Raw genomic sequence first — 25,512 nt, 5'->3', positions numbered from 1 at the left:
GGCGGCTGGTACCGGTACCGCAGGCGCTGAGGGCGGTCGCGGCGGCTACACCCGCCGTGACCCCGCCTATTCCTCTCAGGAACAGTCTGCGGTCTATTCGGGTGTCTTTCATCGTGTGCCTCCTGGTGGTGCCTGCCGCGAGAAGGGGCGCGGCTGGGGACGTGGAAAGCGGCAGCCGGAGCTGGGTCTGGGGGGTGATCCGCCTCGTCGTAATCGACGCCCTGGCCTGTGGGCCGGAGGTTGGGCGCGTGGCCGTGGCGGTGTCCCGCGGGAGGGCCAGGGCGGCCAGTTCCGCGTCGGGGACGGTGATGCCGTGCATGCCGTAGGGGATCCGCCCGCCGGCCGACAGCGGGGACCGTGTGCTCCCCGCTGTCGGCCGGGTCGAGGATGCGGCGGAGGACGTCGCCCTCGGCCCGGTACTGCGAGTTCTACGCGGGCGTCGCCGACATGGACTGCGGGTCCTTCAAGGTGTCGGTGCGGGACGGTGTGCGTCGCGGGTCAGAGGCCGAGCATGGTGTTGAGCTCGTCCAGGGACTTCACCGTCACGTAGTCGTACCCGTGGGTGACCGGGTCGCAGCCGCGGTCCAGGAGGACGAGGTTGCGGAAGCCCATGTCGTGCATCGGCAGCAGGTCGTAGCGGGTGTGCGAGGAGACGTGCACGAAGTCCTCGGGGGACGCGTCGAGCTGGTCGAGCATGTACTCGAACGCCGCGTAGCGGGGCTTGTAGCAGCCGGCCTGCTCCGCGGTGTAGACCGCGTGGAAGTCCGCCCCGAGCCGGGGCACGCTCTCTGCGAGGAAGGAGTCGTCGGCGTTGGAGAGGATCACCAGCTTGTAGTTCTCGCCCATCTTCTTCAGCGGTTCCGGCACATCCGCGTGCGGGCCCCAGCTGCGGACGCCGTCGGCGAACCGCTTGCCGGCGTCCGGGGCGGCCTTCACACCCCACTTGCGGCAGACCCCCTCGAAGGCGTCCTGCAGAGTCTGCTCGTAGGGCTTGTACTCGCCGCAGACCGAGTCGTAGCGGTAGCCGCGGAACTCCTTGACGAACTGGTCCCAGTGCTCGGCCGGGATCTGGTCGCCGACGAGCTCACGCGTGATGGGGGTCATCGGCCACTCGATCAACGTGCCGTAGCAGTCGAACGAGACGTACTTCGGGCGGAACTGGAACGAGGGAATGGGCATGGAAGTGCTCCACTTTCTTGATTCGGGGAACTGGTTACGGCCGACGAGGGCTGTTTGGCATGTTCACGACAGACATGTCGGGATGGGAGTAATGCCGTCTGCAATCGCCGGGGGTCAGGCGGCGCCGACTCCTGCCGGGGCGAGGAAGTCGACGGGGTACTCCGTGGCGCCGTCGAGCGCCAGGTCGGCGGCGATCTCGCCCATCGCGGGCGAGAGTTTGAAGCCGCTGCCGGAGAAACCGGCCATGACGATGATGTCGTCCTCGCCGGGGAGATGGCCGACGAGCGGGTTTCCGGACTTGGTGTAGCCCTCCATGTAGGCCGACATCCTGATGGGGTCGGGGTTCAGGTCGGGCATGAGTTCACCGATGAGCTCGCGGAAGACGCCGAGTTCTTCGGGGCGGACCGTACGCTCGAGCCGTTCGGGCTCGGGCACGGGCGCATGGTATTTGAAGGAGAGACCGAGCTTGACGGAGATGCCGTCGGGCGACGGGATTCCGAAGCAGTCGTGGGGTGTGGCGCGCACGAAGGGAGGGGCACCGCCCGCGAACCAGTCGTGGCGGGTGGGCAGGTGCCAGGAGCAGATCACCCGGCGGACGTCGATGGTCTGGGGGAGGTCCGGGAGCAGGGTGTTGATCCAGGGGCCCACGGTCACCACGGCGGCGTCCACGTGGTCCGTGCCCTGGTCGGTGACGATCTGCACCCCGCCGCCCGCCGCGGGGACGACCTCGCGCACCGTGGTGTAGCGGTGCAGCCGGGCGCCCAGTTGTTCGGCGCGGGCGGCGGCGGCCTGGATGGACGCCTCGGGTCTGATGACGGCGCCCAGCCGGTCGAGGACGGCGGTGTGTCCGTCCGGGAGCCGGTACTGCGGGTAGCGGCGGGCGAGTTCCTCCTGGTCCAGTACCTCGTGATCCAGCCCTTGGGCGGCGCTGGTGGAGAGGAGGAGTTGCATGGGCGGTGAGGCGGTCTCTCCCATCACCAGGCTGCCGCTGCGGCGTCGCAGCGACCGGCCCGTCTCCGCCTGGAGCTGCTCCCACATCCGGTCCGCGAGCCGCAGCAGCGGAACGTACCCGGGCTCGCCGAGGTGGGCGGCCCGGTAGATGCGGCTCTCGCCCCCGGCCGCGCCGCGGTCGTGACCCGGTGCGTACCGGTCGTAGCCGATGACCTCGGCTCCGCGGGCGGCCAGTCGCCACATGGCCTGGCTGCCCATGCTGCCGGCACCGATCACGGCGACGCGCTTCGGGATGCTCACGAGTCGCTCCTTTCTTCCGGTTTTGTCCCGCTGGGAGAATGGCGTTCACTATCAGCCCGGGAAACCCGCAGGTCAACCCATGCTGTGTGCCACCTTTGAGGCAGGGGGGTGGCTCAGAGGAGTTCGATCAGCTTGTCGGTGAACTCGGCGGTGGTCGCGGTTCCGCCCAGGTCACGGGTGCGGACATCGGTCTTGGCCAGGACCGCGGCGATGGCGTCCGTGATGTCCCTGGCCGCGGCGGGATGGCCGAGGTGGTCGAGCATCATGGCCGCGGACCAGATCGCGCCCAGCGGGTTGGCGATGCCCTGGCCCGCGATGTCGGGTGCGGAGCCGTGCACCGGCTCGAACATCGAGGGGAAGTCCCGCTCGGGGTTGAGGTTGGCCGCCGGGGCGATGCCGATGGATCCGGCGACGGCGGCCGCGAGGTCGCTGAGGATGTCGCCGAAGAGGTTGGAGGCGACGACGACGTCGAAGCGGGCCGGCTCGAGGACGAACTTGGCCGCGAGCGCGTCGATGTGTTCCTGGTCCCAGGCGACCTGCGGGAACGAGGCGGCCCGCTCGGTGACGAGCTGGTCCCAGAACGGCATGGTGTGGATGATGCCGTTCGACTTGGTCGCGGAGGTCAGGCGGCCGCCGCGCTGGGAGGCGAGCGTGAAGGCGTAGTCCAGCAGGCGTGTGACGCCGGCCCGGGTGAACACGGCCTCCTGCACGGCGATCTCGTCCGGGAAGCCGCTGTTGAGTCGGCCGCCGACCTCGCTGTACTCGCCTTCCATGTTCTCGCGCACGACGACGACATCGACCTCGCCCGGCCGGGCGCCGCGCACCGGACTGTCGATGCCTTCGAAGACACGGATGGGCCGGAGGTTGACGTACTGGCGGAAGCTGCGCCGGATCGGGATCAGCAGCCCCCACAGCGAGACATGATCGGGCACCCCCGGGTATCCCACCGCGCCCAGCAGGATCGCGTCCGCCTCGCGCAGCTGGTCGATCCCGTCGGCGGGCATCATGGCGCCCTCCCGCAGGTACCGCTCGCACGACCAGTCGTACGACGTGTAGGACAGGCTGAAGCCGTGGCGGCGGCCGAGAACATCGAGCACCTGCTGTGCCGGGGGCAGTACCTCGGCGCCGATGCCGTCGCCCGGGATCAGGGCGATCCGGTGGTTCGTCGTCATGGCGTCGATTGCAGCAGGGTGGTCCGTGGGGCGTCCAAGACGCAAAGCGGATCTGGCTTATAAGCGGTGCCTATCAGCTGTCGGCGGCAGAGGTCGCGGCCGTCACGAACGCTGCGGCTGCGGGCGACAGGATGCCGCGGCGGGCGACGAGGGCGATGTCCAAGGTGTTCTCCGGCTCGATGTCCAGGACACGGGCGCCCAGCCGCCCGGCGAGGTCCCGCCAGGAATCCGTGACCACGGCGAGCCCGACCCCGGCCAGCACCAGAGGCATCAGCGACACCCGGTGCTCGGTCTCGACGGCGACGGCGAACTCGATGCCCTGCTCCCGCAACGCGTCGACGTAGGCACGCATCCCGGTACCCGACTGCCCGACGATCAGCCGCTGTCCCGCAAGCTCCCGGCACTCCACCGCCCTCCGGCCGGCGAACGGGCCGTCGGCCGGCACCACCAGCACAAAACGCTGCCGCCCCAGCGCATGCGAGACGACCTCCCTGTCGGAAAGAGGACCGGCGGACGCCAAAAGCCCCAGCTCCACCGCACCCGTGCGCACCATGTCGATCACATCACGCGACGTGAACGCCGCATTGATCGCCACGGAGACACCGGGATAACGGCGGCTGAAGGCACTGACCAAACTCGTCAGCGGCTCCACCGCCTGCGACGGCATGGACGCCACATCCAGGCGCCCCTCACGCAGCTCATGCACCGCCGCCACACTCGCCCGCGCCGTCTCCAGACTCCGCACGGCCTCCCGGGCAGGCTCGATCAGAGCCCTTCCGGCCTCCGTCAGCACTGCCCTACGCCCGATGCGATGGAACAGCTCGGAGCCGAGATCACGCTCCAGTGCCCGCACGGCCTGCGACAGCGACGGCTGCGACACGTACAGAGCCGAGGCCGCACGGTTGAACCCCCCACGATCAACAATCGCAAGGAAGTACTGCAGCTGCCGAACATCCATTTCGCGCCCTCCGTCAAGACATTTCCCGAACCCGTCCCTCACGGAGTTGAGGCAGAGCGTTCTCGACCCGCGCCCCGCTGCGAAGACGCAGGTGAGACATGTGACGGGGACCTGCATCATGCTTCACCGGTGGACCTACGGAAACATGTCGGCACGACCCGCCCGCATCCTGGGAAACCAGAAGAACAGCAGGTCAGACGCCCTTTGCTGCGGGCTCAAGAATCGCCACGCATTCCACGTGCGAGGTCATCGGAAACAGATCGAACGCCCGAAGCGTCCGCACCCGGTACCCGCCCTCGCGGAAGTACGCCAGGTCGCGGGCCAGGGCCGCCGGGTCGCAGGCGACGTACGCGATGCGGCGGGCTCCCAGTGAGGACAGGTGCTGGACGGTCTTCTTGCCCGCGCCGGCGCGAGGCGGGTCGAGGACGATCAGGTCGACCTCGCTGATGCCGGTGCGCGGCAGGACGGACTCGACCCGGCCCTGTTCGATGCGGACGCGGTCGAAGGCGGCCAGGTTGTGGCGGGCGTCCTCGACCGCGCGTTTGCCGGACTCGATGCCGAGCACAGCGCCCTTCTCGCCGACCCGGTCCGCGAGGGCTCCCGCGAACAGGCCCACGCCGCAGTAGAGGTCGAGCGCCGTCTCGCCCTTGCGCGGCAGCAGGCCCTGCATGACGGCCTTGACGAGGGTGTCGGCGGCCTGCGGGTGGACCTGCCAGAAGCCGCCGCTGCCGACGCGGTAGGTACGGCCGTCGGCGCGCTCGCGCACGAAGGGCCGGCCGTGGACGCGGTGGACTCCGCCGTCCTTCTCGCCGATCCGCATCACCGAGACCGGCATGTCGAGTTCGACGATGGGCAGGCGAGCCCCCGGCTTCGGCGTGAGGATCACCTGGCGGTCCTGGGAGCCGGTCGCGGCGATCGCCTCGATCGACGCCATGCCGGTCCAGTCACGCCGCTCGATGCCCAGCTCGCTGACGCCCTCCGCGGCGATCATGCAGTGGTCGATCGGCTCGACCTCGTGCGAACGGTGGCGGCGCAGCCCGGCCTTCCCGTGCTCGTCCACCGCGTACTGGACGCGCGTGCGCCACGCGGGCACCTGCCCCGCGGGGAGCTTGTCGCCCTCGGCGGGCATGACCGTGCCGTCCCAGCCCGCCTCCTCGGGCGTGAGACCCGCGAGGCGCTTCAGCTGCTCCGCGATGACCTCTCCCTTCAGCCGCCGCTGCGCACCCGGCTTGGCGTGCTGCCAGTCGCAGCCGCCGCAGCGGCCGGGACCGGCGTACGGGCAGGGAGCCTCGATGCGGTCCTTGGAGGCCTCGATGATCCGTACGGCATCGGCGCGCAGGAAGCGGGAGTCCTCCTCGCCCTCCGTGACGCGCGCGACGACCCGCTCACCGGGCAGCGCGTGCCGCACGAACAGGACGCGGCCCTCCTCGGTACGGGCGATGCAGTGGCCACCGTGGGCGACGGGACCGATCTCGACCTCGTACTCCTCCCCCACCAGCGAATTCTTCGGTTCTGCCTGCATGGCGGGGTGACTCCACAACGTAAGAGACGAACGGACGGCGTAAGGGACGAACGGACGCGTGCATACCGACGACGGCGTACGTCACGAACGGCCGGACAACAGCCCACCAGTCTACGTGGGTGCCGCCCGGCCGTTCGCCACAGGCCGCTCGGGACCGGACTCCGGCCGTGCGCCGAAGCCCGGTCGGTGACGGATCAGCTCTTGGCGCTCGGCTCCTTCGGCCGCTTCTCCACGGGGCCCCGGCGCACCGAGCCCGGCGCGTTCCACTCCTGGCGCTTGCGCGCCCGCTTCCTCGCCACCTCGGAGGACTCCAGCTGATAGGGCACGGAGGTCACCATCACGCCGGGCGTGAACAGCAGCCTGCCCTTGAGCCGGAGCGCGCTCTGGTTGTGCAGGAAGTGCTCGTACCAGTGGCCCACCACGTACTCGGGGATGATCACGCTGATCGCGTCGCGCGGCGACTCCCGGCGCAGCCCCTTGACGTACTCGATGATCGGCCGGGTGATCTCGCGGTACGGCGAGTCGAGGACCTTGAGCGGTACGTCTATGCCGCGCCGGTCCCACTCGGCCTTGAGGGCCTTGGTCTCCGCGGGGTCCACATTGACGCTGAGCGCCTCCAGGGTGTCCGAGCGGAGCAGTTTGGCGTACGCGATGGCGCGCAGCGTCGGACGGTGGAGCTTGGAGACGAGGACGACCGAGTGGACGCGGGATGGGCGGATGATGTCGTCGGACGGGCCCTCGGGGGCGGCGATCTCCTCGGCCACACGGTCGTAGTGGCGGCGGATCGCGGTCATCATCACGTAGAAGATCACCATGCCGAGCAGGGCGACCCAGGCGCCGTGCGTGAACTTGGTGACGAGCACGACGACCAGGACGAGCCCGGTGAAGAAGGCACCGAAGGTGTTGATCGCGCGGGAGCGGATCATACGGCGGCGCTTGGCCGGGTCGGTCTCGGTCGCCAGATGCCGGTTCCAGTGACGGACCATGCCGGTCTGGCTCAGCGTGAAGGAGACGAACACGCCGACGATGTAGAGCTGGATCAGGCGGGTCGAGTCGGCGGCGTAGACCCAGACGAGGAGCGCAGCGGCACCCGCGAGAAGCACGATGCCGTTGGAGAAGGCGAGCCGGTCGCCCCGGGTGTGCAGCTGGCGCGGCAGGTAGCGGTCCTGCGCGAGGATCGAGCCGAGCACCGGGAAGCCGTTGTACGCGGTGTTGGCCGCCAGGAACAGCACCAGCGCGGTGGCCGCGGCGATGAGGACGAAGAAGAACGTGCCGTCACCGAAGACCGCGGCCGCGACCTGTGTGATCACGGGGTTCTGGACGTAGTCCGCACCGACCGGTGTGCCGTTCAGGAGCAGGTCGTGAGCGGGTTTCTCGGCCATGCGGACATTGCTGGCCATGGCCAGGCCGATGATGCCGCAGAACATGGTGACGGCCAGGACGCCCATCAACGCGAGCGTGGTCGCCGCGTTCCTGCTCTTGGGCTTGCGGAAGGCGGGCACGCCGTTGCTGATGGCCTCGACGCCGGTGAGCGCGGCACAGCCGGAGGAGAACGCGCGCAGCAGCAGGAAGACGAGCGCGAAGCCCGCGAGCCCCTGGTGCTCGGGCTTGATCTCGAAGTCGGCGGTGGGTGCCCTCATGGTGTCGTCGAGGACGAGCGCGCGGAAGGCACCCCACGCGATCATGATGAAGACGCTGGCCACGAAGACGTACGTCGGGATCGCGAAGAGCTTGCCGGACTCCTTGACGCCCCGCAGGTTCATCAGCGTCAGCAGCACGATGATGCCGACCGCGCAGGCGACCTTGTGCTCGACGACGAAGGGAATGGCCGAGCCCAGGTTCTCCACGCCGGACGAGATCGACACGGCGACGGTGAGGACGTAGTCCACGAGGAGGGCGCTGGCGACCGTGCGGCCGGCCTTGGGCCCGAGGTTGGTGGTCGCCACCTCGTAGTCGCCGCCGCCGCTGGGGTAGGCGTGCACGTTCTGCCGGTAGGACGCCACCACCGTGAACATCAGCACCACGACCGCGAGCGCGATCCACGGGCTGAAGTGGTACGCCGACAGGCCCGCGATCGAGAGGACCAGCAGGACTTCTCCGGGCGCGTACGCGACGGAGGAGAGCGGGTCGGAGGCGAACACGGGGAGTGCGATGCGCTTGGGCAGGAGCGTCTCTCCCAGCCGATCACTGCGCAGTGCGCGCCCGATCAGAATCCGTTTGGGCACGTCGGTCAGTTTGGACACGCAGAGGATCGTATGCGTTCGAACGGGGGAGCGCCCACCCACCACCCCAGACGTTCGCAGGATGGCCATACGAGGGCGACCGCACGGGCGTACACGGCGACGATCGCGCGCGTGCACAGGCGACGACCACGCGCGTCATACGGCGACGTGACCCGCGTCATGCAGGTGCGGGCGTCCCGCGTGGTACGGATGGGGGTCCCCCCACGCCGCTCAGGCAGTGGGGGAGGGCGTTTGTCGTGCAATGTCCTGGCGTCGGAGAGGAGGTCGGACAGCGTGTCCGTCGGCCTCCCGTCCGTCATAGCCGCCACCACTCAGTGGCTGATGCGCGCCTATCCCCCGGCCTCCGGCACGCTCAGCGCCGTACTCGCCGAGGCGCAGGCCCGGCAGGCGGCGACCGTGGCCGCCTGGCTGCGGTACCCGACGGCGCTGGACGCCTCGCTCGTCACGCTCGTCGGGCCGGGCGGCGCCACGCGCCTGGACTGGCTCGTCGGAGGCTTCACCGGTGAGTCCGACGCCGAGGACGAGCAGGCGTGGCGGACCTGGGTCGACGAGGTCGTGGCGAGCTGGGCGGCCTCGCTGCTCACCGAGCCGGCGCTGGCGGCCGCGGCGGTGGCCGCGCTGAGCGGGTCCGAACACATGGGATCGTCACCGGTCGACTTCCGGCGCCTCACGGACCCCGACACATACGACAGGGACGCGGCTGCCCTGCTGCGCCACCCGGACCTCGTGCGGCCCGTCGCCGACCTGCACCGGGAACAGCTCGTCGAACGACTGCAGGCCGACGCCGTGGGCGCCGACTGACGGCGGTACCCCGCCCACCCGCGCAGGCGCGCGGCCGGACGGCGCACGCCCGCCGCGCGATCGGTGCTGCTCCCATCAAACACGTACGCGGATGAGGGCAACGCAAGGGTTGCGTCATAAGCTCGTCAACGGGCACCGCCGCACGTGGTTGCCCGGTTGTTGCCGGCCTACTGAGAGAGAAGAGTGAGCAGTTTGTTTTCGCAGGTCAGCAGGGTGACGAGGACTGCGGGGTAGAGGTCAGGTGCACATCGTCATCATGGGCTGCGGACGAGTGGGCTCCGCTCTCGCGCAGACCCTGGAGCAACAGGGGCACACGGTCGCTGTGATCGACCAGGACCCCACGGCGTTCCGCCGTCTGGGCTCCGGGTTCGGTGGCCGCCGCGTCACCGGTATCGGCTTCGACCAGGACACCCTGCGCGAGGCCGGCATCGAGGAGGCGGGCGCCTTCGCCGCCGTCAGCAGCGGCGACAACTCGAACATCATCGCGGCCCGGGTGGCCCGCGAGATGTTCGGCATCGAGAACGTCGCGGCCCGGATCTACGACCCGCGTCGCGCCGAGGTCTACCAGCGCCTCGGCATCCCGACCGTGGCGACGGTCCGCTGGACCGCCGACCAGATGCTGCGGCGTCTGCTGCCGTCCGGCGCCGAGCCGCTGTGGCGCGACCCCACGGGTGGGGTGCAGCTCGCCGAGGTGCACACCTCTCCGGCCTGGGTCGGCCACAGGGTCAGCCGGCTGCAGGAGGAGACGGGGGTCAGGGTCGCGTTCCTGACCCGGCTGGGCGAGGCGATCCTGCCGACCTCGCAGACAGTGCTGCAGGAAGGCGACCTCGTCCACGTGATGATGCGGACGGACGACGTCGAGAAGGTCGAGGCATCGTTCGCCGAGGGTCCTGAGGAGGGCGGTCACTGATGAGGGTCGCCATTGCCGGAGCCGGTGCGGTGGGCCGTTCCATCGCCGGCGAGCTGCTGGAGAACGGGCACGAGGTCCTTCTCATCGACAAGGCGCCGACCGCCATCTCGGTCGAGCGCGTCCCGCAAGCCGAGTGGCTGCTCGCCGACGCCTGCGAGATCACCTCGCTCGACGAGGCGGCGCTGCAGCGCTGCAACGTGGTCATCGCCGCCACGGGTGACGACAAGGTCAACCTCGTCGTCTCCCTGCTCGCGAAGACCGAGTACGGGGTCCCGCGGGTCGTCGCCCGCGTCAACAACCCCAAGAACGAGTGGCTGTTCAACGAGGCGTGGGGCGTCGACGTCGCCGTGTCCACACCGCGCCTGATGTCCGCCCTGGTCGAGGAGGCGGTGAGCGTCGGCGACCTGGTCCGCTTGCTCCGCTTCAGCCACGGCGACGCGAACCTCGTCGAACTGACGCTCCCGCCCGAGTCGGCCCTGGCCGGCACCCAGGTCGGCGACGTCGAGTGGCCGGAGGACACGTCGCTGGTGACGATCATCCGCGGCAACCGCGTCCTCGCCCCCTCCCAGGAGGACTCCCTGGAGGCGGGCGACGAGCTCCTGTTCGTGGCGGCCCAGGCCCGCGAGGAACAACTCGAGGACCTGCTGTCGGTCCGCCGGGAGGACGCGGCCAGCTGACAACGAGGGCGGCGCCGGTCAGTCGCGCCGCGCCACCGCTGCGGTCAGTCGCGCCGCGCGCCGCCGCCGCTGTGGGCAACCGTGCCGCGCCGCCGCTGTGGGCAATCGTGCCGCTGGGGCGGCACGGGTGGGCACAGCGGCACCCGCGACGGCGGGCAACTGGACACAACAGCGGCCGCCCGCGACGGCGGCAACACGGAGGGGGCGCCCGGAATCATTCCGGGCGCCCCCTCCGTCGTGCGGGTCCATACCGTGCGCGCGGCCCTACGCCTCGCGGCGGTGGCGGCCCGCAGCGGTCTTGCGGTCCGGGTCCGACTGCTCGTCGGCGCCCGACTCCGCCTGCTCCTCCGCCTTCCGGGCCTGCTCCTCCGCCTCCATCTCGGCGAAGACGTCGATCGGCGCGGGCGCCTTGGCGAGGAACAGCCAGGTGAGCCAGACCGCCAGCAGGAACGGCGGGATCTTCAGCGTCACCAGGACCCAGCCGAGCTGGGTGGTGTCGGCCCACCAGTAGAGCGGGAAGAGGATCGCGCACTTGGCGAGCAGGATCAGGCCCCAGGCGTAACTCGCTTTCGCGTACGCCTTCTTGCGGCCGGGGTTCCGGGTCCGCCAGGAGAGGTTCTCCTTGAAGACCGGGCCGAGGATGAGGCCGATCAGCGGGACGCCGGCGAGCGTCGTGATGATGTAGGCGAGGCCCAAGCCGAGCGTGTACAACATGCCCGGCAGGTAGAAGTCCTTGGCGTTGCCAGTCATCATCGCGAAGACCACGCCGAAGGCGACGCCGAAGACCCCGCTGAAGGCGTGCTTGACGGTGTCCTTCATGACCAGCCGGACGACCACAAGGAGCAGGGACACGCCGAGGGCCGCGATGGCCGACGTGTGCAGGTCCTTGTTGATCGTGTAGATCGCCACGAAGAGCAGGCCGGGGAGCACCGTCTCCACCATGCCCCGCACACCGCCGAAGGCCTCGAAGAGCGCGGCCTCGGTCACTGCCCTGGAGTCGGTGGGTTCGGCGTCCCCGTCCGTGGTCCGATGGTCGGTCGGCTTGTCGAGGGACGTCACCGGCTACTCCCGTCCGAGCGGTCTGAGTTCGTACTTCGGGTTGAAGAGCACCCGGCGGCCCCGGCTCATCGAGATCCGGCCCGATGCGATCAGCTTGCGCCCCGGTTCGATTCCCACGATGGAGCGCCTGCCGAGCCACACCACGTCCAGAGCCGCGGAGCCGTCGAACAGCTCCGCCTCCAGGGCCGGGACCCCGGCCCGCGGTCGCAGGGTGACCGTGCGCAAGGTACCAGTAACCGTCACGATCTGGCGGTCCTGACAGTCGCCTATGCGCGTACAGCCTGCGGTGTCGGCGTCCTCGCGCAGCTCCTCCGACTCCAGGTCCTCCTGGGACGAGGAGAGCCGGTCGAGCATGCGCCGGAACCGGCCCGTCGGCTTTTCGGAACGAGGGACAGCACTCATGACAGGAAGCCTACCGGGGGGCTGTGACAGTAGTGGGAAGAGTCGTGCTCACCTGCGCTCTCTCCGCTCGGATACCCGGTCGGCTCACATCTCGAACCGGTACCCCATCCCCGGCTCCGTGATGCTGCATCCCCCGGGGGCCAACCCCCGGACCCCCGGCCCGCACGCCGCTCACATCTCGAACCGGTACCCCATCCCCGGCTCCGTGATGAAGTGCCGGGGGTGCGACGGGTCCGCCTCCAGCTTGCGGCGCAGCTGCGCCATGTAGACGCGCAAGTAGTTCGACTCGGTTCCGTACGAGGGCCCCCAGACCTCCTGGAGCAGCTGCTTCTGGCTGACGAGGCGACCGCTGTTGCGGACGAGCACCTCGAGCAGGTGCCATTCGGTGGGGGTCAGGCGTACGTCGCGCCCGCCGCGGTTCACCTTCTTGGCGGCCAGGTCGACGGTGAAGTCCTCGGTCTCCACGACGACCTCCTCCTCACCCGTCCCGACGACGGGCTCCGCGCGGCGGACGGCGGCGCGCAGCCGGGCCAGCAGCTCGTCCATGCCGAACGGCTTGGTGACGTAGTCGTCGGCGCCCGCGTCCAGCGCCTCGACCTTCTCGTCGGAGGTGTGCCGGGCGGAGAGGACCAGGATCGGTACGCGGGTCCAGCCGCGCAGGCCCTTGATCACCTCAACGCCGTCCATGTCGGGCAGTCCCAGGTCGAGCACGACCACGTCGGGGTGGCGGGCGGCGGCGATCCGGAGCGCGCCGGAGCCGTCCGAGGCGGCGTCCACCTCGTACTTGCGCGCCTTGAGGTTGATGACGAGCGCGCGGACGATCTGCGGTTCGTCGTCGACCACGAGCACCCTCGTGGGGGTCCGGGGGTCTCCCCCGGTTGAGTGCAGCATGGGGGCCTGCCTTTCTCTGCTGCTGCGGTCGTCAGGTCTGCTGCTGCGGCGGTCGTGAGAGCCGGATGCTTTGGCACGCCCGGGTCACGAGGCGGCCTCGGCAGGGAGGTAGGGACCGTACTGCGGGCGGACCGCGGCCGCCTGCAGGGTGAGCACCATGGTGAGGCCGCCGCCGGGCGTGTCCTCGGCGTCGAGCGTTCCGCCCATCGCCTCGGCGAACCCGCGGGCGACCGCCAGGCCGAGCCCGACACCGGTGCCGCGCGGGGCGTCGCCGTACCGCTGGAAGGGCTCGAAGATGCGTTCCTTCGCCTCGTCGGGCACCCCCGGGCCGCGGTCCACCACGCGCACCTGGACGCGGTCGCCGAGCGCGCTTGCCGCCACCAGGACCCGCTGGCCCGAGCTGTACTTCACGGCGTTCTCGACGATGTTGGCGACCGAGCGCTCCAGCAGTCCCGGGTCGACGGCCACCATCGGCAGGCTCTCCGGGATGTCCAGGTCCACGCTGTCCTCCGGCACGCCGCCCAGCGCCATCGGCACCACCTCGTCGAGGTCGATTTCGCGGATCAGCGGGGTGACCGTGCCCGTCTGCAGCCGGGACATGTCCAGGAGATTGCCCACCAGGTGGTCGAGCCGGTCGGCGCCCTCCTCGATGCCCTCGAGGAGCTCCGCCTGATCCTCTTCGGACCACGCCACGTCGTCGGAGCGCAGCGAGGTGACGGCGGCCTTGATGGCGGCCAGCGGGGTGCGCAGGTCGTGGCTGACAGCGGCCAGCAGCGCGGTGCGGATGCGGTTGCCCTCGGCGAGCGCCCGGGCCTGCTCGGCCTCGGACTCGAGCCGCTGGCGGTCCAGGATCACCGCGGCCTGGGCGGCGAACGCGGCCAGCACCCGGCGGTCCTCCGCCGGGAGGACGCGGCCGGAGAGCGCGAGCGCCATGTGGTCCCCGACCGGTACGTCCACGTCCGCCTCCTCCGGGCGGCCGACCAGCGACCGCGGGCCCACGCTGCCCGCGCAGGTCCACGGCGCGACGTCGCTCTCCCGCTCCAGCAGCGCCACCGACTCCATGCCGAACGTCTCGCGTACCCGCTCCAGGAGCGCGTCCAGCGTCGTCTCACCGCGCAGCACACTGCCCGCCAGGAACGACAGGATCTCCGACTCCGCCCGCAGCCGCGCCGCCTGATGGGTACGGCGGGCCGCCAGGTCCACGACGGAGGCGACCGAGACGGCCACGGCGAAGAAGACGAAGATGGCGACGATGTTCCTGGGGTCCGCGATCGTGAGGCGGTACAGGGGCGGGGTGAAGAACCAGTTCAGCAGGAACGATCCCACCGCGGCCGAGGCGAGGGCCGGGAACAGCCCACCGAGCAGCGCCGCGGCCACCGTGAGCGCCAGGAACAGCAGCATGTCGTTGGCGAGCCCGAGATCCGCCTCGATATGCGTGAGCAGCAGCGCCAGCAGTGCCGGGCCCGCCACGCCCGCCAGCCAGCCCCAGATGATCCGGGACCGCCCCAGGCGCGCCCCTCGCGCCACCGGCAGCCCGCGCCCCTTGGCGACCTCCTCGTGCGTGACGATGTGCACGTCCAGGTCGGGACCGGACTCCCGGGCGACGGTCGCGCCGACACCAGGCCCGAAGACGTACTGCCACGCCTTGCGGCGCGAGGAGCCGAGGACGATCTGGGTGGCGTTGACGCCGCGGGCGAACTCCAGCAGCGCCGAGGGGATGTCGTCGCCGATGACGTGGTGGAACGTGCCGCCGAGGTCCTCGACGAGGGTGCGCTGGGCCGCCAGCTCCTTGGGCGAGGCGGACGTCAGCCCGTCACTGCGGGCGATGTAGACCGCGAGGACTTCGCCGCCCGCGCCCTTCTCGGCCAGGCGGGCGGCGCGCCGGATGAGCGTACGGCCCTCGGGACCGCCCGTCAGGCCGACCACGATGCGCTCGCGCGAGCCCCAGATCTTCGAGACGTGGTGCGCGCTGCGGTACTCCTGCAGGTACTCGTCGACGCGGTCCGCCACCCACAGCAGGGCCAGCTCACGCAGGGCGGTCAGATTGCCGGGGCGGAAGTAGTTCGACAAGGCCGCGTCGACCTTGTCGGGCTTGTAGATGTTGCCGTGCGCCATACGCCGCCGCAGCGCCTGCGGCGACATGTCGACCAGCTCTATCTGGTCCGCCCGCCGCACCACCTCGTCCGGCACGGTCTCGCGCTGCCGTACGCCGGTTATCGACTCGACGACGTCGCCCAGTGACTCGAGGTGCTGGATGTTGACGGTCGAGATGACGTCGATGCCCGCGGCGAGCAGCTCCTCGACGTCCTGCCAGCGCTTGTCGTTGCGTGAGCCGGGCACGTTCGTGTGGGCGAGCTCGTCCACCAGGGCGACGGCGGGGGCGCGCTGCAGGACGGCGTCCACGTCCATCTCGGTGAAGGCGGTGTCGCGGTATGCGAGCTCCTTGCGCGGGATCTGCTCCAGGCCGTGCAGCATCACCTCGGTGCGCGGCCGGCCGTAGTGCTCCACGAAGGCGACCACGCAGTCGGTGCCCCGTTCCACGCGCCGGTGCGCCTCGGACAGCATGGCGTAGGTCTTGCCCACGCCCGGCGCCGCACCGAGGTATATCCGAAGCTTGCCGCGTCCCATGGCCCCATTGTCTTCCCGTGGCAGCTGAGTCCCCCCGGTCAGCGCCCCGGGACGTGCGCTCAGCCTCGACCCGACGGTACCGCCGGGAATCGCGGTGTACGGGCCGGAGAGCCGGTCAGGGGCAGTCTTTGACGCAACTCTGATGCGGGACCGCGGGCATCGCGCATCGCGTCGGCCGTGATGTGGGTCCGGGCTGGGCATCGCGGGCGCCGTCTCGCCCCGGGGAAGCGGCCGGCCGAAACCAACCAGCCTTCAGCAGCCGCAAGCGCGCCGAAGGGGACGTGTCGGGATGTGCGCCCGCTGGGGGTACCTCCCAGGCCCTTAAGGCACTGGGGGAGGCCAGCGCAAACGTACGGTGCCGTCTGGCGACGTACGGCTCGGCGCCGGACCGAGAACGTACAATGCCGGCGCGTCCCCGACTCCGTACGAAACGGGGCGCGCACCCCGCACGCCCGCGGCGCAACAGTAAGCCGCCGACAGCGGACGCGGCCTCGCGCCAGAAGGCCGATGGGCCGCACCCCAATGGAGGGGCGCGGCCCATCGGCCCGCGGCGACTACACGCCAGCGCGAAGCGTCACCGCACCTCGGTGATCTCGGGCCCGCGCGAGAGCTGGCCCATGCCGCCGGAGAAGCGGGAACCGCCCTGCTCCTCCTGCTGGACTCCTTCGGGCACCATCTGCGCGTCGTCCGGCAGCTTCAGGACGATCGGGTCGCGGGGTGCCATGGGGCCTTCGCCGCGGACGACCACGGTGTCCCGGAAGATCTGCTCCAGCAGGCCGGCCGTCTGCGGCTGCACCGCGCCCTGCCCGGAGATCACTCCACGCAGGAACCAGCGCGGCCCGTCCACACCCACGAACCGGACCACCTGGAAGCCGCCCGTGCCGTCCGGCAACTGCACCGGCACCTGGGCGCGCAGCTCCCAGCCGAGGGGCCCCTCGATCTCGTCGATCACGCCGCCCTGCTTGGTGATGCCGGAGGCGATCTCCTCGCGGACCTCGGTCCAGATGCCCTCGCGCTTGGGGGCGGCGAAGGCCTGCAGCTGGATGGCGCTGTCCTGCAGCACCACGGTCGCGGCGACGATCGCGTCGCCCGCGACCTCCACGCGCAACTCCATGCCCTCGACGCCCGGGACGAGGAGGCCGCCGAGGTCCACGCGGCCCTCGCCGGGTTCCCGTACCTCCGAGCTGTCCCAGGGGCCGTCCGGGCGCGGCGCGGGCTCGAGCCTTACGCGCTCCGCCTCCGCCTCGTCCGCCGCGTCGACGTCGACGACCTGCTCGGCCTCGCTCGCCGCGTCCGCCGCGTCCTCGGCGGAACCCCTCTTCTTGCGACGTCCGAACACGTCACTGTCCTTCCCGGTCGGATACGACCGAAGCGTATCGATTCCCGCCCACGTGCCCATCAGCGCCACCCACGGCGGCGTGGCCCCCGGTGGACCCGAAGCCCCCTTCGGCCCGCGCCGAGTCGGGGAGATCCGCCACCTCCTGGAAGCGCACCTTCTCGACCTGCTGGACGACCAGTTGGGCAATCCGGTCGAAGCGCTCGAACCGCACGGCCTCGCGCGGGTCGAGATTCACCACGATCACCTTGATCTCCCCACGGTACCCGGCATCCACCGTCCCTGGGGCATTCACCAGCGCCACACCGAGGCGGGCCGCGAGACCGGACCTCGGATGCACGAAGGCGGCGTACCCCTCGGGGAGCGCCACCGCCACGCCGGTGGGCAGGACGGCCCGCTCGCCCGGGGCGAGCTCGCACGCCTCGGTGGTCCGCAGATCGGCCCCGGCGTCACCCGGGTGTGCGTACTCGGGAAGCGGAACGTCCGGGTCGATGCGCCGGATCTGTACGACGAGCGGCTCGCGGGCGGAAGCAGAAGGGGTCACGGGTTCACCTCGAAGGCGCGGACGCGCCGGATCTGGTCCGGGTCGTTCATGGCGGCCTTGATCTCCTCGGGGCGGCCGTTCTCGATGAAGTGGTCGACCTTGACCTCGATGAAGACGGCGTCGGCACGAACCGCGACCGGCCCGTCGGGGCCGCCGATCCGGCCGGTGGCCGTGGAGTAGATCTTCCGGCCGGATACGGCGGTGACCTCGGCCTCCAGATACAGCACCGTGTCGACGGGCACGGGGAGCAGGTAGTCGGTCTCCAGCCTGCCCGTCACGGCGATGACGCGCAGCAGCCAGTTCAGCGAGCCGAGCGTCTCGTCCAGCGCGGTGGCCAGCACACCGCCGTGCGCCAGGCCGGGAGCGCCCTGGTGGGCGGTCCGTACGGTGAACTCGGCGGTGACGCTCACCCCGTCGCCCGCGCGGGCCTCCAGCTGCAGCCCGTGCGGCTGCCCGTCGCCGCAGCCGAAACACTGTCCGTAGTGCGCGCCGAGCAGCTCGCCGGGAGCCGGCGCGTCGGGGTGCCGCACCGGGGCCACGGCATCGGCCGGGGGCGTCAGGCCTGCTGATGTACCACTACCACTCACAGGCGCAGACCTTACCCGCAGTATCCCGCCCTGACTGCCCTGGCCTCGGTCCCCTTCGGTGAGCGTGCCAAGCTTGGCTGCATGGAGCACTCCGCATCTGCCGCACCGCCCTATGAAGAACGCCTGACCGCACCCCGCTCCTGGTGGGTGGTCTCCGTCCTGGTAGGCGTCTCGATGGCCCTGATCATGCTCCCGTTCGGCACGCTGCCGCTGCTGGGCGGGCTCGTGGGCGGGACGGCGGTCGCCGCGGTGGTGGTGAGCTCGTACGGCTCCGTCCGCATCCGGGTGGTCGGCGGCCTGCTGATCGCCGGGGACGCGAAGATCCCCGTGTCGGCCCTGGGCGAGACGGAGATCCTCGACGAGTCCGCGGCCCGCGCCTGGCGGACCCACAAGGCCGACGCCCGCGCCTTCATGCTCCTGCGCGGCTACATCCCGACCGCCCTGCGCGTCGAGGTCACCGACCCCGAGGACCCGACGCCGTACCTGTACCTGTCGACCCGCCACCCGCAGCGCCTGGCGGCGGCACTGGCGGCGGTACGGGCGTCGTAACCGGGGGCACGCAGCCCCACGGCAGCGTCACGTCTCCGACGCCAACTCCGCGCCGCCGCGAGGCTATGACTCCGCATACGCGACCGCGCCGCTGCGAGCCGGTGACTCGGCACACACGACCCCCGCCGCCGCGAGCCGGTGACTCGGCACACACGACCCCCGCCGCCGCGAGCCGGCAGCACGGCCCGCCGTCTCCTCGTCACCGCGCGGCAGCTGCTGCGTGCCGTGCACGAGCGCGTTGTCACGGCCGTTGCACTTCCGTTCGCGCGAGTCATGCGGATCTCCACATCGCCCGGGGGCGACCTTAGCCCGTAGCCCACCTAGCATGCGGACGCTCTGCACGCAGACTCCAGGTCGTGCGGCAGCGCACCGCGAGTCACCAGCTGCGGACGAGGTGTGCCCAGTCAGGAGGTGTCGGCGAGGGGCCCGGTCCGGGTGCCCGTGCAGGAACCAGGCGAGAACGGGTGCCAGTGAAGGCGCCCGACCAGAGCGGGCGCCGGTGAGGGGAGCCCGGTGGCCCGGTCAGAGCGGGCGCCGGTGAGCGGCCGCGTGGCCTCGCCCCCGGCGGGCCCGCAGGGCCTCAGTCGTCGAACTGCTCCCGAAGCTCGCCCAGCTTGACGGCATCGGCCGGCTTCTCCAGCGGTGGGAGCTGTGGGAGGTCCTCCCAGGGGACCTGACGCTTGCGGAGGTCGCTGCGGATGTGTTCGGCCAGCCTTCTGGTGTCACGTCGGTTCATGAGGGCCCCTACGGCCGCACCGACCATGAACGGCATGAGGCTCGGAAGGTTTCTGACCATCCGCTTCATGATCTGCTGGCGCAGTTGGAGTCTCATGGGGCCGCCGAAGGCGGCAGCGAGCGTCGCCGGTTTCTTGACGTCGACGTCGCGCTCCTCCGTCCACGACGTGAGATACGCGGCGCTGCGCTCCTTGAGGTTTCCGGGCGGCCGCACGCCGTAGACCTCGTACAGCTCTGCGATCAGCTTCAGCTCGATCGCCGCGACGCCGGTGATCTCGGCTGCCAGCTCCGTGGGCATCGCGGGCGGTACGGGCAGCATCGCGGCCGCACCGACTCCCGCACCCACGGTGGAGGACGCCTTGGACGCCCCGGCGACCAGCTTGTCGGCGAGCTCCTCGGGGGTCAGACCGGGGAACTGCTTCCGGAGCGTCGCAAGATCGCGCACCGGCACGCGCGGGGCGATGTCGATGATCCGGTCCGCGAGGTGGCCCAGGCCTGCCTTGGCCAGGGCGCCGCTCTTGCGAATGCCGTGCCTGACGCCGCCCGTGACGGCGGTCGCTCGGCGCCTGGCCGGGGATACCCCGCCGTCCGCCGCCGAGACGTCGTCGGCCCTCTCCAGGGCCCCCGCCGAGCCGTCGGCGTGGGGGGCTTCGAGCGAGGCCGAGGCCTCACGGCCTCGCTCGTCGTCACGCACGCCGTCAGACGGGCCACCGTCCGCTTCCGCATGGCGGAAGCGGCGCTTCCAGGGCGGGGTCGAGCCTGTCACGGCCGAACCTGCTCAGTCGCAGTCGCGGCAGATCGGCTGGCCGTTCTTCTCGCGCGCCAGCTGGCTGCGGTGGTGCACCAGGAAGCAGCTCATGCAGGTGAACTCGTCCTGCTGCTTGGGCAGCACCCGGACGGCCAGCTCCTCGTTCGAGAGGTCCGCTCCGGGCAGCTCGAGGCCCTCAGCGGCCTCGAACTCGTCTACGTCGACCGAGGATGTCGACTTGTCGTTCCTCCGGGCCTTCAGCTCTTCAAGGCTGTCGGAGTCGACGTCGTCATCGGTCTTGCGTGGGGTGTCGTAATCCGTTGCCATTTCGCTCTCCCCCTCTGGGTGTCTGCAGTGTCTCCAGCGCACGTAACGCGTGAGAGGCCGGACTTGTGCCCGACCCGAGGCGGAGATTTTGCCTCACATCAAGGTCTGTTACTCAATCGACACCCAACCGGACTCCGCACGAGTGATCGGCTTGGATGGCGATGGTGACCGTACACGGTCCGAATGCCGCACTTCACGGGCGCCACCCCGTGTACTTCCCGTGATCAGGACCCCCGAAAACCCGCACGTAAGCGGCTTTCCGATCGAATTCTTGATCACGGAGAGTATATGGCCGGAAAACTGCTCCTGTGATCGATCACACACGATCCGCGCGCCTGCGGGACTCCAAAATTCCGCGCAAAGCGAACAGACCCTGGCGTGTCGCCACGGCGCCGTCATTCCGCGTGTCGCGGCGGCATTCTGAGCCCCTCAGGGAGTTCATACGGGCAGCGTGACCCTCATCACGAGCCCACCTCCCTCGCGAGGCTCCGCGATGATACGCCCACCGTGGGCGCGCGCCACCGACCGCGCGATCGACAGCCCGAGCCCCACGCCCTTGTCGCTGCCGGTCCGCTCCGTACGCAGCCGCCGGAACGGCTCGAAGAGGTTGTCGATCTCGTACGCGGGCACGACCGGACCCGTGTTGGAGACCACCAAGACCGCCTGGCCGTGCTGTGCCTCCGTGGTGACCTCGACCCAGCCCCTGTCCGGGACGTTGTAGCGGACGGCGTTCTGGACGAGGTTCAGCGCGATCCGCTCCAGCAGGACGCCGTTGCCCTGGACGACGGCCGGTGCGCGTTCTCCGCGGATCTCGACGCCTCCCGCGGCGGCCTCCTCACGCACCTGCTCGATGGCGCGCGAGGCGACCTCGGCGAGGTCCACCGGCTTGCGCTCCACGATCTGGTTGTCGCTGCGGGCAAGGAGCAGGAGGCCCTCCACGAGCTGCTCGCTGCGCTCGTTGGTCGCGAGCAGCGTCTTGCCCAGCTGCTGCAGCTCCGGCGGCGCGTTCGGGTCCGAGAGCTGCACCTCGAGCAGCGTGCGGTTGATCGCCAGCGGCGTCCTCAGCTCGTGCGACGCGTTGCCGACGAAGCGCTGCTGCGCGGTGAAGGCCCGCTCCAGACGCTCCAGCATGTCGTCGAAGGTGTCCGCGAGCTCCTTCAGCTCGTCGTCCGGGCCGTCCAGCTCGATCCGCCGCGACAGGTCGGAGCCGGCCACCTGACGGGCGGTACGGGTGATCCGGCCCAGCGGCGAGAGCACGCGGCCCGCCATCGCGTACCCGAAAGCGAACGCGATCACGGCGAGGCCGAGCAGCGCGAGCAGCGAGCGGCTGAGCAGGTTGTCCAGGGCGGCCTGGCGCTGGTGGTCGATGCACGCGCTGATCGCGGAGTTGAACTCGTCCTGCGTCAGATTGCCGACCACCTCGGGACACGACTGGCTCGAGACCTTGATGTCGGTACCAGAAATGATCTTGAAAGGAGGCGAGTTGCCGACACTCAGAGCCTGGGCCGCGAGCAGATAGATGATCGACAGCAGCAGGATGCCGGCGATCAGGAACATTCCTCCGTAGAGCAGCGTGAGCCGTATCCGGATGGTCGGGCGCAGCCACGGGAAGGGGGGTTCGGGACGTCGCGGGTCCCAGGTGGGCTTCGGTGGCGCCGCGGGCGGCGCGGGCGTAGTGGCCATGGACGGATCAGATCCGGTAGCCGGAGCCGGGGACCGTGACGATGACGGGGGGCTCACCGAGCTTGCGGCGCAGCGTCATCACGGTGACGCGCACGACGTTGGTGAAGGGGTCGGTGTTCTCGTCCCACGCCTTCTCCAGCAGCTGCTCGGCCGAGACGACCGCGCCCTCGCTGCGCATCAGGACCTCCAGGACCGCGAACTCCTTGGGCGCGAGCTGGACCTCCTTGCCGTCGCGGAAGACCTCGCGGCGGTTGGGGTCGAGCTTGATTCCGGCACGCTCCAGGACGGGCGGCAGCGGGACGCTCGTACGACGCCCGAGGGCGCGCACGCGCGCGGTGAGCTCGCTGAACGCGAACGGCTTGGGCAGGTAGTCGTCCGCGCCGATCTCCAGGCCCTCGACGCGGTCGCTGACGTCCCCGGAGGCGGTGAGCATCAGGACGCGGGTCGGGATGCCGAGCTCGACGATCTTGCGGCACACGTCGTCGCCGTGGACCAGCGGGAGGTCGCGGTCGAGTACGACCACGTCATAGTCGTTGACTCCGATGCGCTCCAGGGCGGCCGCACCGTCGTACACGACGTCGACGGCCATGGCCTCCCGGCGCAGTCCGGTGGCCACCGCATCGGCGAGCAGCTGCTCGTCCTCGACGACGAGTACGCGCACGTCGCTTGTCCTTCCTGTGTCACCCGCGCGGCCCAAGGGCGCACGCGGGCACGGTCCGTCATGGGATGAGGCCTCCATCCTGCCTCTTTCGGCCGTAAACCGGCTGTAAGGCGGGTGTGCTCACAGGAATGCGCGAATTTTTTCGCGTGACGGAGGTTTCCCCGGAAGTCCGCTGGGGGTAGGACCACCTACACCCGCGATCACGCTTTGCATGTGGCGTGCCACCGATCGCTTTCCGCAGAGCGACGAGAGACGTGATCGCCCCTTCCAAGGGCACACCCCCGTGCCACCGACCCACGACCCAGGACGAGGGGCGCAGCATGGACGCTTTCACCACGGGACTTCTGCAGCGCATAAGGGCGACCGAGTCCGATCTGACCCGGGCTCGCGAGACGGGCGACGATTTCCTTGCGGAGGTCGAGCAGGGCGAGCTGGACGATCTGCGCCGCCTGGCCGCCGAGCACGGCGTGGAGGTCGGCGCCACGCGCGCCTGAATCCGCTCGCGGAAGAGGGCCCCGGCAGTGGCTGCCGGGGCCCTCTTCCGTGTCGCGACTCGTCCGCCACGGGTTGCGCACGGCGCACGCCGTCGTGGGTTGCGCCCACCCCCACGGGAGTGCGGGTACTGGGCCAGGGCGCCCGCCGTCGTGGGTTGTGCCCACCCTCCCCCAGCTAACGCTGGGAGGTGCCCCCAGCCCTGCGGAACGATTGCCCACAACGGTAGCGGCGCGCCTGCCCACAACGGTGACCCCCACCGGCCCGCAGGCGCCATGCGGCCGAAGGGGACGTGGCGGGATGTGCGCCCGCAGCGGCTGGCGCAAAGTGTGGGCTCGGCCAAACGACGTACGGTTCGGCGCCAGACCGAGGACGTACATCCCGGCGCGGCCCCGACCCGCTCACCGGCAGGTGCGTACGACCCACCGGCCGGAGGCGGCCCCACCGGCAGGTGGCGCACCGTCAGCCGCGCAGTACCAGCGCCTGACCCGCCACCACCAGCACCACCTGCTCGCACTCGCCCGCGAACGCCGCGTTCAGGCGCCCCAGTTCGTCGCGGTAGCGGCGGCCCGACGCGGTGGCCGGGACGATGCCCGAGCCCACCTCGTTCGAGACGGCCACGACGGTACGCCGGGTGCGCCGCACCGCGTCCGTCAGCTCCGCCACCCGCTTGCGCAGCGCGCGCTCACCACCCCCCGCCCACTCTGCGTCGTCCCATGCGTTCACCGCATCCATGGCATAGGTCAGCCACAGCGACAGACAGTCGATGAGCAGCGGAGGCCCGCTCTCCTCGAGCAGAGGCACGAGATCGCAGGTCTCGGCGGTCTGCCACGAGCCGGGGCGCCGGTCGCGGTGCGCCGCCACCCGCTCCGCCCACTCCGAGTCCCCGCCCCGCGTGCCGCCCGTCGCCACGTACAGCACATCGGGGAAGGTCTCCAGCCGCCGCTCCGCCTCCACGGACTTGCCGGACCGGGCCCCGCCCAGCACCAGCGTGCGCCGCGGCACGTCAGGCACGTCCTCGTACGAGCCGACCACGAGCGTCGTCCCGTCCGGCACGGCCCGCGCCCCCGCGGCCGCCAGCCGGCGCCGCAATTCCGCACCCGGCGGCACGTCGTGGTCCAGATGGACCGCGATCACGTCGGTCGTGGCGGTCACCGCCCCCACAGCCCGCAGCCGCGCCAGCGCGTCCGGCCGGCCGACGACATCCGCCACGACCATGTCGTACGGCGGGTGCCCTTCCTCCAGGCCCGCGGGCGCGGCACCGGGCGGCAGGTACAGCAGCCGCTGCCCGTCGGGGCCCGTCACCGCGTAGCCGGTGCCCGGCGCGTCCATCGCCAGCGCATGCACGCGGTGGCCGTCCATCAGGGCCAACTCCCGTCCATCGGGGACCCGCGCGGGCTGCGGCAGCCCGGCCGGCACCTCGACCGCGGGGCCCTCGTGCGGATGGGAGAGCAGGACCTGGCGTACACCCCCGAGCATGCGTCCCGCGCGGGCGGCGGCGAACGCGGCGCCCGGTGTGAGGTCGAGCAGCAGCGCGCCGTCGACGAGCAGCGCCGTCGCGGCACGCGCGGCCTCGCCGAGCGCGGCGGAGCAGGAGGCGCAGGGACAGCCGGGGCGTGGCAGGCCCTCGGGGCCTCCGGTGCCGAGCAGAGTCAGTTCCACGGAAAGATCCTCCCGCGCCGTCGCCGCGGCTGCGCGTCCGGCTAGGCTTCAAGCGGCTTCAGCAGCTCCGAAGCCGATTCGGAGCGGCTTTTGCAGCAGCTCTGGAAGCACCTCTTACACCCTCGGGAGGCTGGCATGGCGGCGTGGACGTGGCGTTTCGAGAAGTCGGACGGGACGGAGGTCCAGCCGGCCGTGCAGCCGGAGGAGTTCACCACCCAGGGGGACGCAGAGTCCTGGATCGGCGAGCACTGGAGGGAACTCGCCGACGGCGGCGCGGACCAGGTGACCCTCTTCGAGGACGCGACCCTGATCTACGGCCCGATGAGCCTCCACGCGGAGGAGACCCAGGCCTGACCTACGCCGTGACGTGTGGCGCCCCTGCCGGTGGAGGCCGCCGTCGACACCTCACGCCGGTGGGTGGTCCGCCACCTGCCGGTGGGTGGGTCGGGGCCGCGCCGGGATGTACGTCCTCGGTCTGGCGCCGAGCCGTACGTC

24 protein-coding genes are annotated in these 25,512 nt (G+C 70.7%); 6 read left to right on the top strand and 18 right to left on the bottom strand.

Translation table 11 applies throughout. The annotated features are described in order from the left end of the window. Positions 1–498: 498 nt before the first annotated feature. From STSP_RS00255 to STSP_RS00230, 6 genes are all read right to left on the bottom strand, one after another. Positions 499–1,179 carry a haloacid dehalogenase type II gene (locus tag STSP_RS00255; protein WP_067270370.1) on the bottom strand — a complete coding sequence of 227 codons (681 nt, stop codon included), beginning with the start codon at positions 1,177–1,179 and terminating at the stop codon, positions 499–501. Positions 1,180–1,293: 114 nt separating this feature from the next. Next, the gene (gene solA, locus STSP_RS00250) at positions 1,294–2,430 is read right to left on the bottom strand and encodes an N-methyl-L-tryptophan oxidase (RefSeq protein ID WP_078066767.1); all 1,137 of its coding nucleotides are present in this window, start codon (positions 2,428–2,430) and stop codon (positions 1,294–1,296) included. Between the two features lie 113 nt (positions 2,431–2,543). Next, positions 2,544–3,602 carry a tartrate dehydrogenase gene (locus tag STSP_RS00245; protein WP_067270367.1) on the bottom strand — a complete coding sequence of 353 codons (1,059 nt, stop codon included), beginning with the start codon at positions 3,600–3,602 and terminating at the stop codon, positions 2,544–2,546. Between the two features lie 73 nt (positions 3,603–3,675). After that, positions 3,676–4,560: a LysR family transcriptional regulator gene (locus tag STSP_RS00240; protein ID WP_067270365.1), complete on the bottom strand. Its 885-nt coding sequence runs from the start codon at positions 4,558–4,560 to the stop codon at positions 3,676–3,678. Positions 4,561–4,753: 193 nt separating this feature from the next. After that, positions 4,754–6,082: a class I SAM-dependent RNA methyltransferase gene (locus STSP_RS00235; RefSeq protein ID WP_067270362.1), complete on the bottom strand. Its 1,329-nt coding sequence runs from the start codon at positions 6,080–6,082 to the stop codon at positions 4,754–4,756. A gap of 194 nt (positions 6,083–6,276) precedes the next feature. Continuing rightward, on the bottom strand, positions 6,277–8,325 hold the full coding sequence (locus tag STSP_RS00230; RefSeq protein WP_067270359.1) for an APC family permease: 2,049 nt from the start codon (positions 8,323–8,325) through the stop codon (positions 6,277–6,279). A gap of 273 nt (positions 8,326–8,598) precedes the next feature. On the opposite strand from STSP_RS00230, the gene STSP_RS00225 reads away from it, so the two are divergent. The 3 genes from STSP_RS00225 (at position 8,599) to STSP_RS00215 (ending at position 10,713) form a co-directional block, all read left to right on the top strand. Beyond that, positions 8,599–9,126, top strand: coding sequence for a hypothetical protein (locus tag STSP_RS00225; RefSeq protein ID WP_408646216.1), 528 nt, complete (start codon positions 8,599–8,601; stop codon positions 9,124–9,126). Between the two features lie 241 nt (positions 9,127–9,367). Then, positions 9,368–10,036 carry a potassium channel family protein gene (locus STSP_RS00220; protein WP_067270356.1) on the top strand — a complete coding sequence of 223 codons (669 nt, stop codon included), beginning with the start codon at positions 9,368–9,370 and terminating at the stop codon, positions 10,034–10,036. Then, a complete protein-coding gene (locus tag STSP_RS00215; protein WP_067270353.1) occupies positions 10,036–10,713 on the top strand; it encodes a potassium channel family protein in 678 nt (225 codons plus the stop codon). The genes STSP_RS00220 and STSP_RS00215 overlap by 1 nt, the downstream gene beginning before the upstream one ends. Positions 10,714–10,977: 264 nt before the next feature. Here the strand turns inward: STSP_RS00215 and STSP_RS00210 are convergent, their stop codons facing one another. From STSP_RS00210 to STSP_RS00180, 7 genes are all read right to left on the bottom strand, one after another. Then, a complete protein-coding gene (locus tag STSP_RS00210) occupies positions 10,978–11,772 on the bottom strand; it encodes a DUF3159 domain-containing protein (RefSeq protein ID WP_067270350.1) in 795 nt (264 codons plus the stop codon). 3 nt (positions 11,773–11,775) lie between these two features. Further along, positions 11,776–12,174, bottom strand: coding sequence for an OB-fold nucleic acid binding domain-containing protein (locus tag STSP_RS00205; protein ID WP_078066766.1), 399 nt, complete (start codon positions 12,172–12,174; stop codon positions 11,776–11,778). Positions 12,175–12,345: 171 nt separating this feature from the next. Continuing rightward, on the bottom strand, positions 12,346–13,065 hold the full coding sequence (locus STSP_RS00200; protein WP_067270344.1) for a response regulator: 720 nt from the start codon (positions 13,063–13,065) through the stop codon (positions 12,346–12,348). An 84-nt stretch (positions 13,066–13,149) separates the two neighbouring features. Continuing rightward, on the bottom strand, positions 13,150–15,693 hold the full coding sequence (locus STSP_RS00195; RefSeq protein ID WP_067270343.1) for a sensor histidine kinase: 2,544 nt from the start codon (positions 15,691–15,693) through the stop codon (positions 13,150–13,152). A gap of 574 nt (positions 15,694–16,267) precedes the next feature. Then, on the bottom strand, positions 16,268–17,032 hold the full coding sequence (locus tag STSP_RS00190; RefSeq protein ID WP_067270341.1) for a DUF3710 domain-containing protein: 765 nt from the start codon (positions 17,030–17,032) through the stop codon (positions 16,268–16,270). 1 nt (position 17,033) lies between these two features. Next, positions 17,034–17,573: a dUTP diphosphatase gene (dut, locus tag STSP_RS00185; RefSeq protein ID WP_067270339.1), complete on the bottom strand. Its 540-nt coding sequence runs from the start codon at positions 17,571–17,573 to the stop codon at positions 17,034–17,036. After that, positions 17,570–18,103: a PaaI family thioesterase gene (locus STSP_RS00180; RefSeq protein ID WP_078066768.1), complete on the bottom strand. Its 534-nt coding sequence runs from the start codon at positions 18,101–18,103 to the stop codon at positions 17,570–17,572. The genes dut and STSP_RS00180 overlap by 4 nt, the downstream gene beginning before the upstream one ends. Before the next feature lie 138 nt (positions 18,104–18,241). On the opposite strand from STSP_RS00180, the gene STSP_RS00175 reads away from it, so the two are divergent. Further along, complete coding sequence (locus STSP_RS00175; RefSeq protein ID WP_067270333.1) at positions 18,242–18,709, top strand: DUF3093 domain-containing protein; 468 nt, start codon at positions 18,242–18,244, stop codon at positions 18,707–18,709. Positions 18,710–19,289: 580 nt separating this feature from the next. Here STSP_RS00175 and STSP_RS00170 read toward each other — a convergent pair. The 4 genes from STSP_RS00170 to STSP_RS00155 form a co-directional block, all read right to left on the bottom strand. Then, entirely contained in the window at positions 19,290–20,210 is a 921-nt protein-coding gene (locus STSP_RS00170; RefSeq protein ID WP_078066765.1) for a hypothetical protein, read from the bottom strand. A 12-nt stretch (positions 20,211–20,222) separates the two neighbouring features. Then, positions 20,223–20,519, bottom strand: a complete 297-nt coding sequence (locus STSP_RS00165) for a DUF4193 domain-containing protein (RefSeq protein ID WP_003997302.1) — start codon at positions 20,517–20,519, stop codon at positions 20,223–20,225. A gap of 438 nt (positions 20,520–20,957) precedes the next feature. Next, positions 20,958–22,202 (bottom strand): sensor histidine kinase, encoded by a 1,245-nt coding sequence (locus STSP_RS00160; protein ID WP_067270328.1) that lies wholly within the window; start codon positions 22,200–22,202, stop codon positions 20,958–20,960. A gap of 7 nt (positions 22,203–22,209) precedes the next feature. Continuing rightward, a complete protein-coding gene (locus STSP_RS00155) occupies positions 22,210–22,863 on the bottom strand; it encodes a response regulator transcription factor (protein ID WP_067270326.1) in 654 nt (217 codons plus the stop codon). A 320-nt stretch (positions 22,864–23,183) separates the two neighbouring features. Between STSP_RS00155 and STSP_RS39475 the strand changes: the two genes are divergently transcribed. Next, a complete protein-coding gene (locus STSP_RS39475) occupies positions 23,184–23,357 on the top strand; it encodes a hypothetical protein (RefSeq protein ID WP_198547226.1) in 174 nt (57 codons plus the stop codon). A gap of 460 nt (positions 23,358–23,817) precedes the next feature. Here the strand turns inward: STSP_RS39475 and STSP_RS00150 are convergent, their stop codons facing one another. Then, positions 23,818–25,017, bottom strand: a complete 1,200-nt coding sequence (locus tag STSP_RS00150; protein ID WP_067270323.1) for a bifunctional adenosylcobinamide kinase/adenosylcobinamide-phosphate guanylyltransferase — start codon at positions 25,015–25,017, stop codon at positions 23,818–23,820. Between the two features lie 135 nt (positions 25,018–25,152). Here STSP_RS00150 and STSP_RS00145 point away from each other — a divergent pair, with 135 nt between their 5' ends. Then, complete coding sequence (locus STSP_RS00145; protein WP_067270321.1) at positions 25,153–25,371, top strand: hypothetical protein; 219 nt, start codon at positions 25,153–25,155, stop codon at positions 25,369–25,371. Positions 25,372–25,512 lie beyond the last annotated feature (141 nt).

The sequence above is a fragment of the Streptomyces jeddahensis genome, from assembly GCF_001642995.1.
GTDB lineage: Bacteria > Actinomycetota > Actinomycetes > Streptomycetales > Streptomycetaceae > Streptomyces > Streptomyces jeddahensis.
Note: the sequence above shows the minus strand (reverse complement) of the source record. Positions and strands in the feature narration are given on the sequence as shown.

What these genes read in the sequence shown, in the direction of transcription:
- STSP_RS00255 (WP_067270370.1), bottom strand. Translation starts at nt 1,179, where the DNA reads ATGCCCATTCCCTCGTTCCAGTTCCGCCCGAAGTACGTCTCGTTCGAC.
- STSP_RS00245 (WP_067270367.1), bottom strand. Translation starts at nt 3,602, where the DNA reads ATGACGACGAACCACCGGATCGCCCTGATCCCGGGCGACGGCATCGGC.
- STSP_RS00240 (WP_067270365.1), bottom strand. Translation starts at nt 4,560, where the DNA reads ATGGATGTTCGGCAGCTGCAGTACTTCCTTGCGATTGTTGATCGTGGG.
- STSP_RS00235 (WP_067270362.1), bottom strand. Translation starts at nt 6,082, where the DNA reads ATGCAGGCAGAACCGAAGAATTCGCTGGTGGGGGAGGAGTACGAGGTC.
- STSP_RS00215 (WP_067270353.1), top strand. Translation starts at nt 10,036, where the DNA reads ATGAGGGTCGCCATTGCCGGAGCCGGTGCGGTGGGCCGTTCCATCGCC.
- STSP_RS00205 (WP_078066766.1), bottom strand. Translation starts at nt 12,174, where the DNA reads ATGAGTGCTGTCCCTCGTTCCGAAAAGCCGACGGGCCGGTTCCGGCGC.
- STSP_RS00200 (WP_067270344.1), bottom strand. Translation starts at nt 13,065, where the DNA reads ATGCTGCACTCAACCGGGGGAGACCCCCGGACCCCCACGAGGGTGCTC.
- STSP_RS00195 (WP_067270343.1), bottom strand. Translation starts at nt 15,693, where the DNA reads ATGGGACGCGGCAAGCTTCGGATATACCTCGGTGCGGCGCCGGGCGTG.
- STSP_RS00175 (WP_067270333.1), top strand. Translation starts at nt 18,242, where the DNA reads ATGGAGCACTCCGCATCTGCCGCACCGCCCTATGAAGAACGCCTGACC.
- STSP_RS00165 (WP_003997302.1), bottom strand. Translation starts at nt 20,519, where the DNA reads ATGGCAACGGATTACGACACCCCACGCAAGACCGATGACGACGTCGAC.
- STSP_RS00160 (WP_067270328.1), bottom strand. Translation starts at nt 22,202, where the DNA reads ATGGCCACTACGCCCGCGCCGCCCGCGGCGCCACCGAAGCCCACCTGG.
- STSP_RS39475 (WP_198547226.1), top strand. Translation starts at nt 23,184, where the DNA reads ATGGACGCTTTCACCACGGGACTTCTGCAGCGCATAAGGGCGACCGAG.
- STSP_RS00145 (WP_067270321.1), top strand. Translation starts at nt 25,153, where the DNA reads ATGGCGGCGTGGACGTGGCGTTTCGAGAAGTCGGACGGGACGGAGGTC.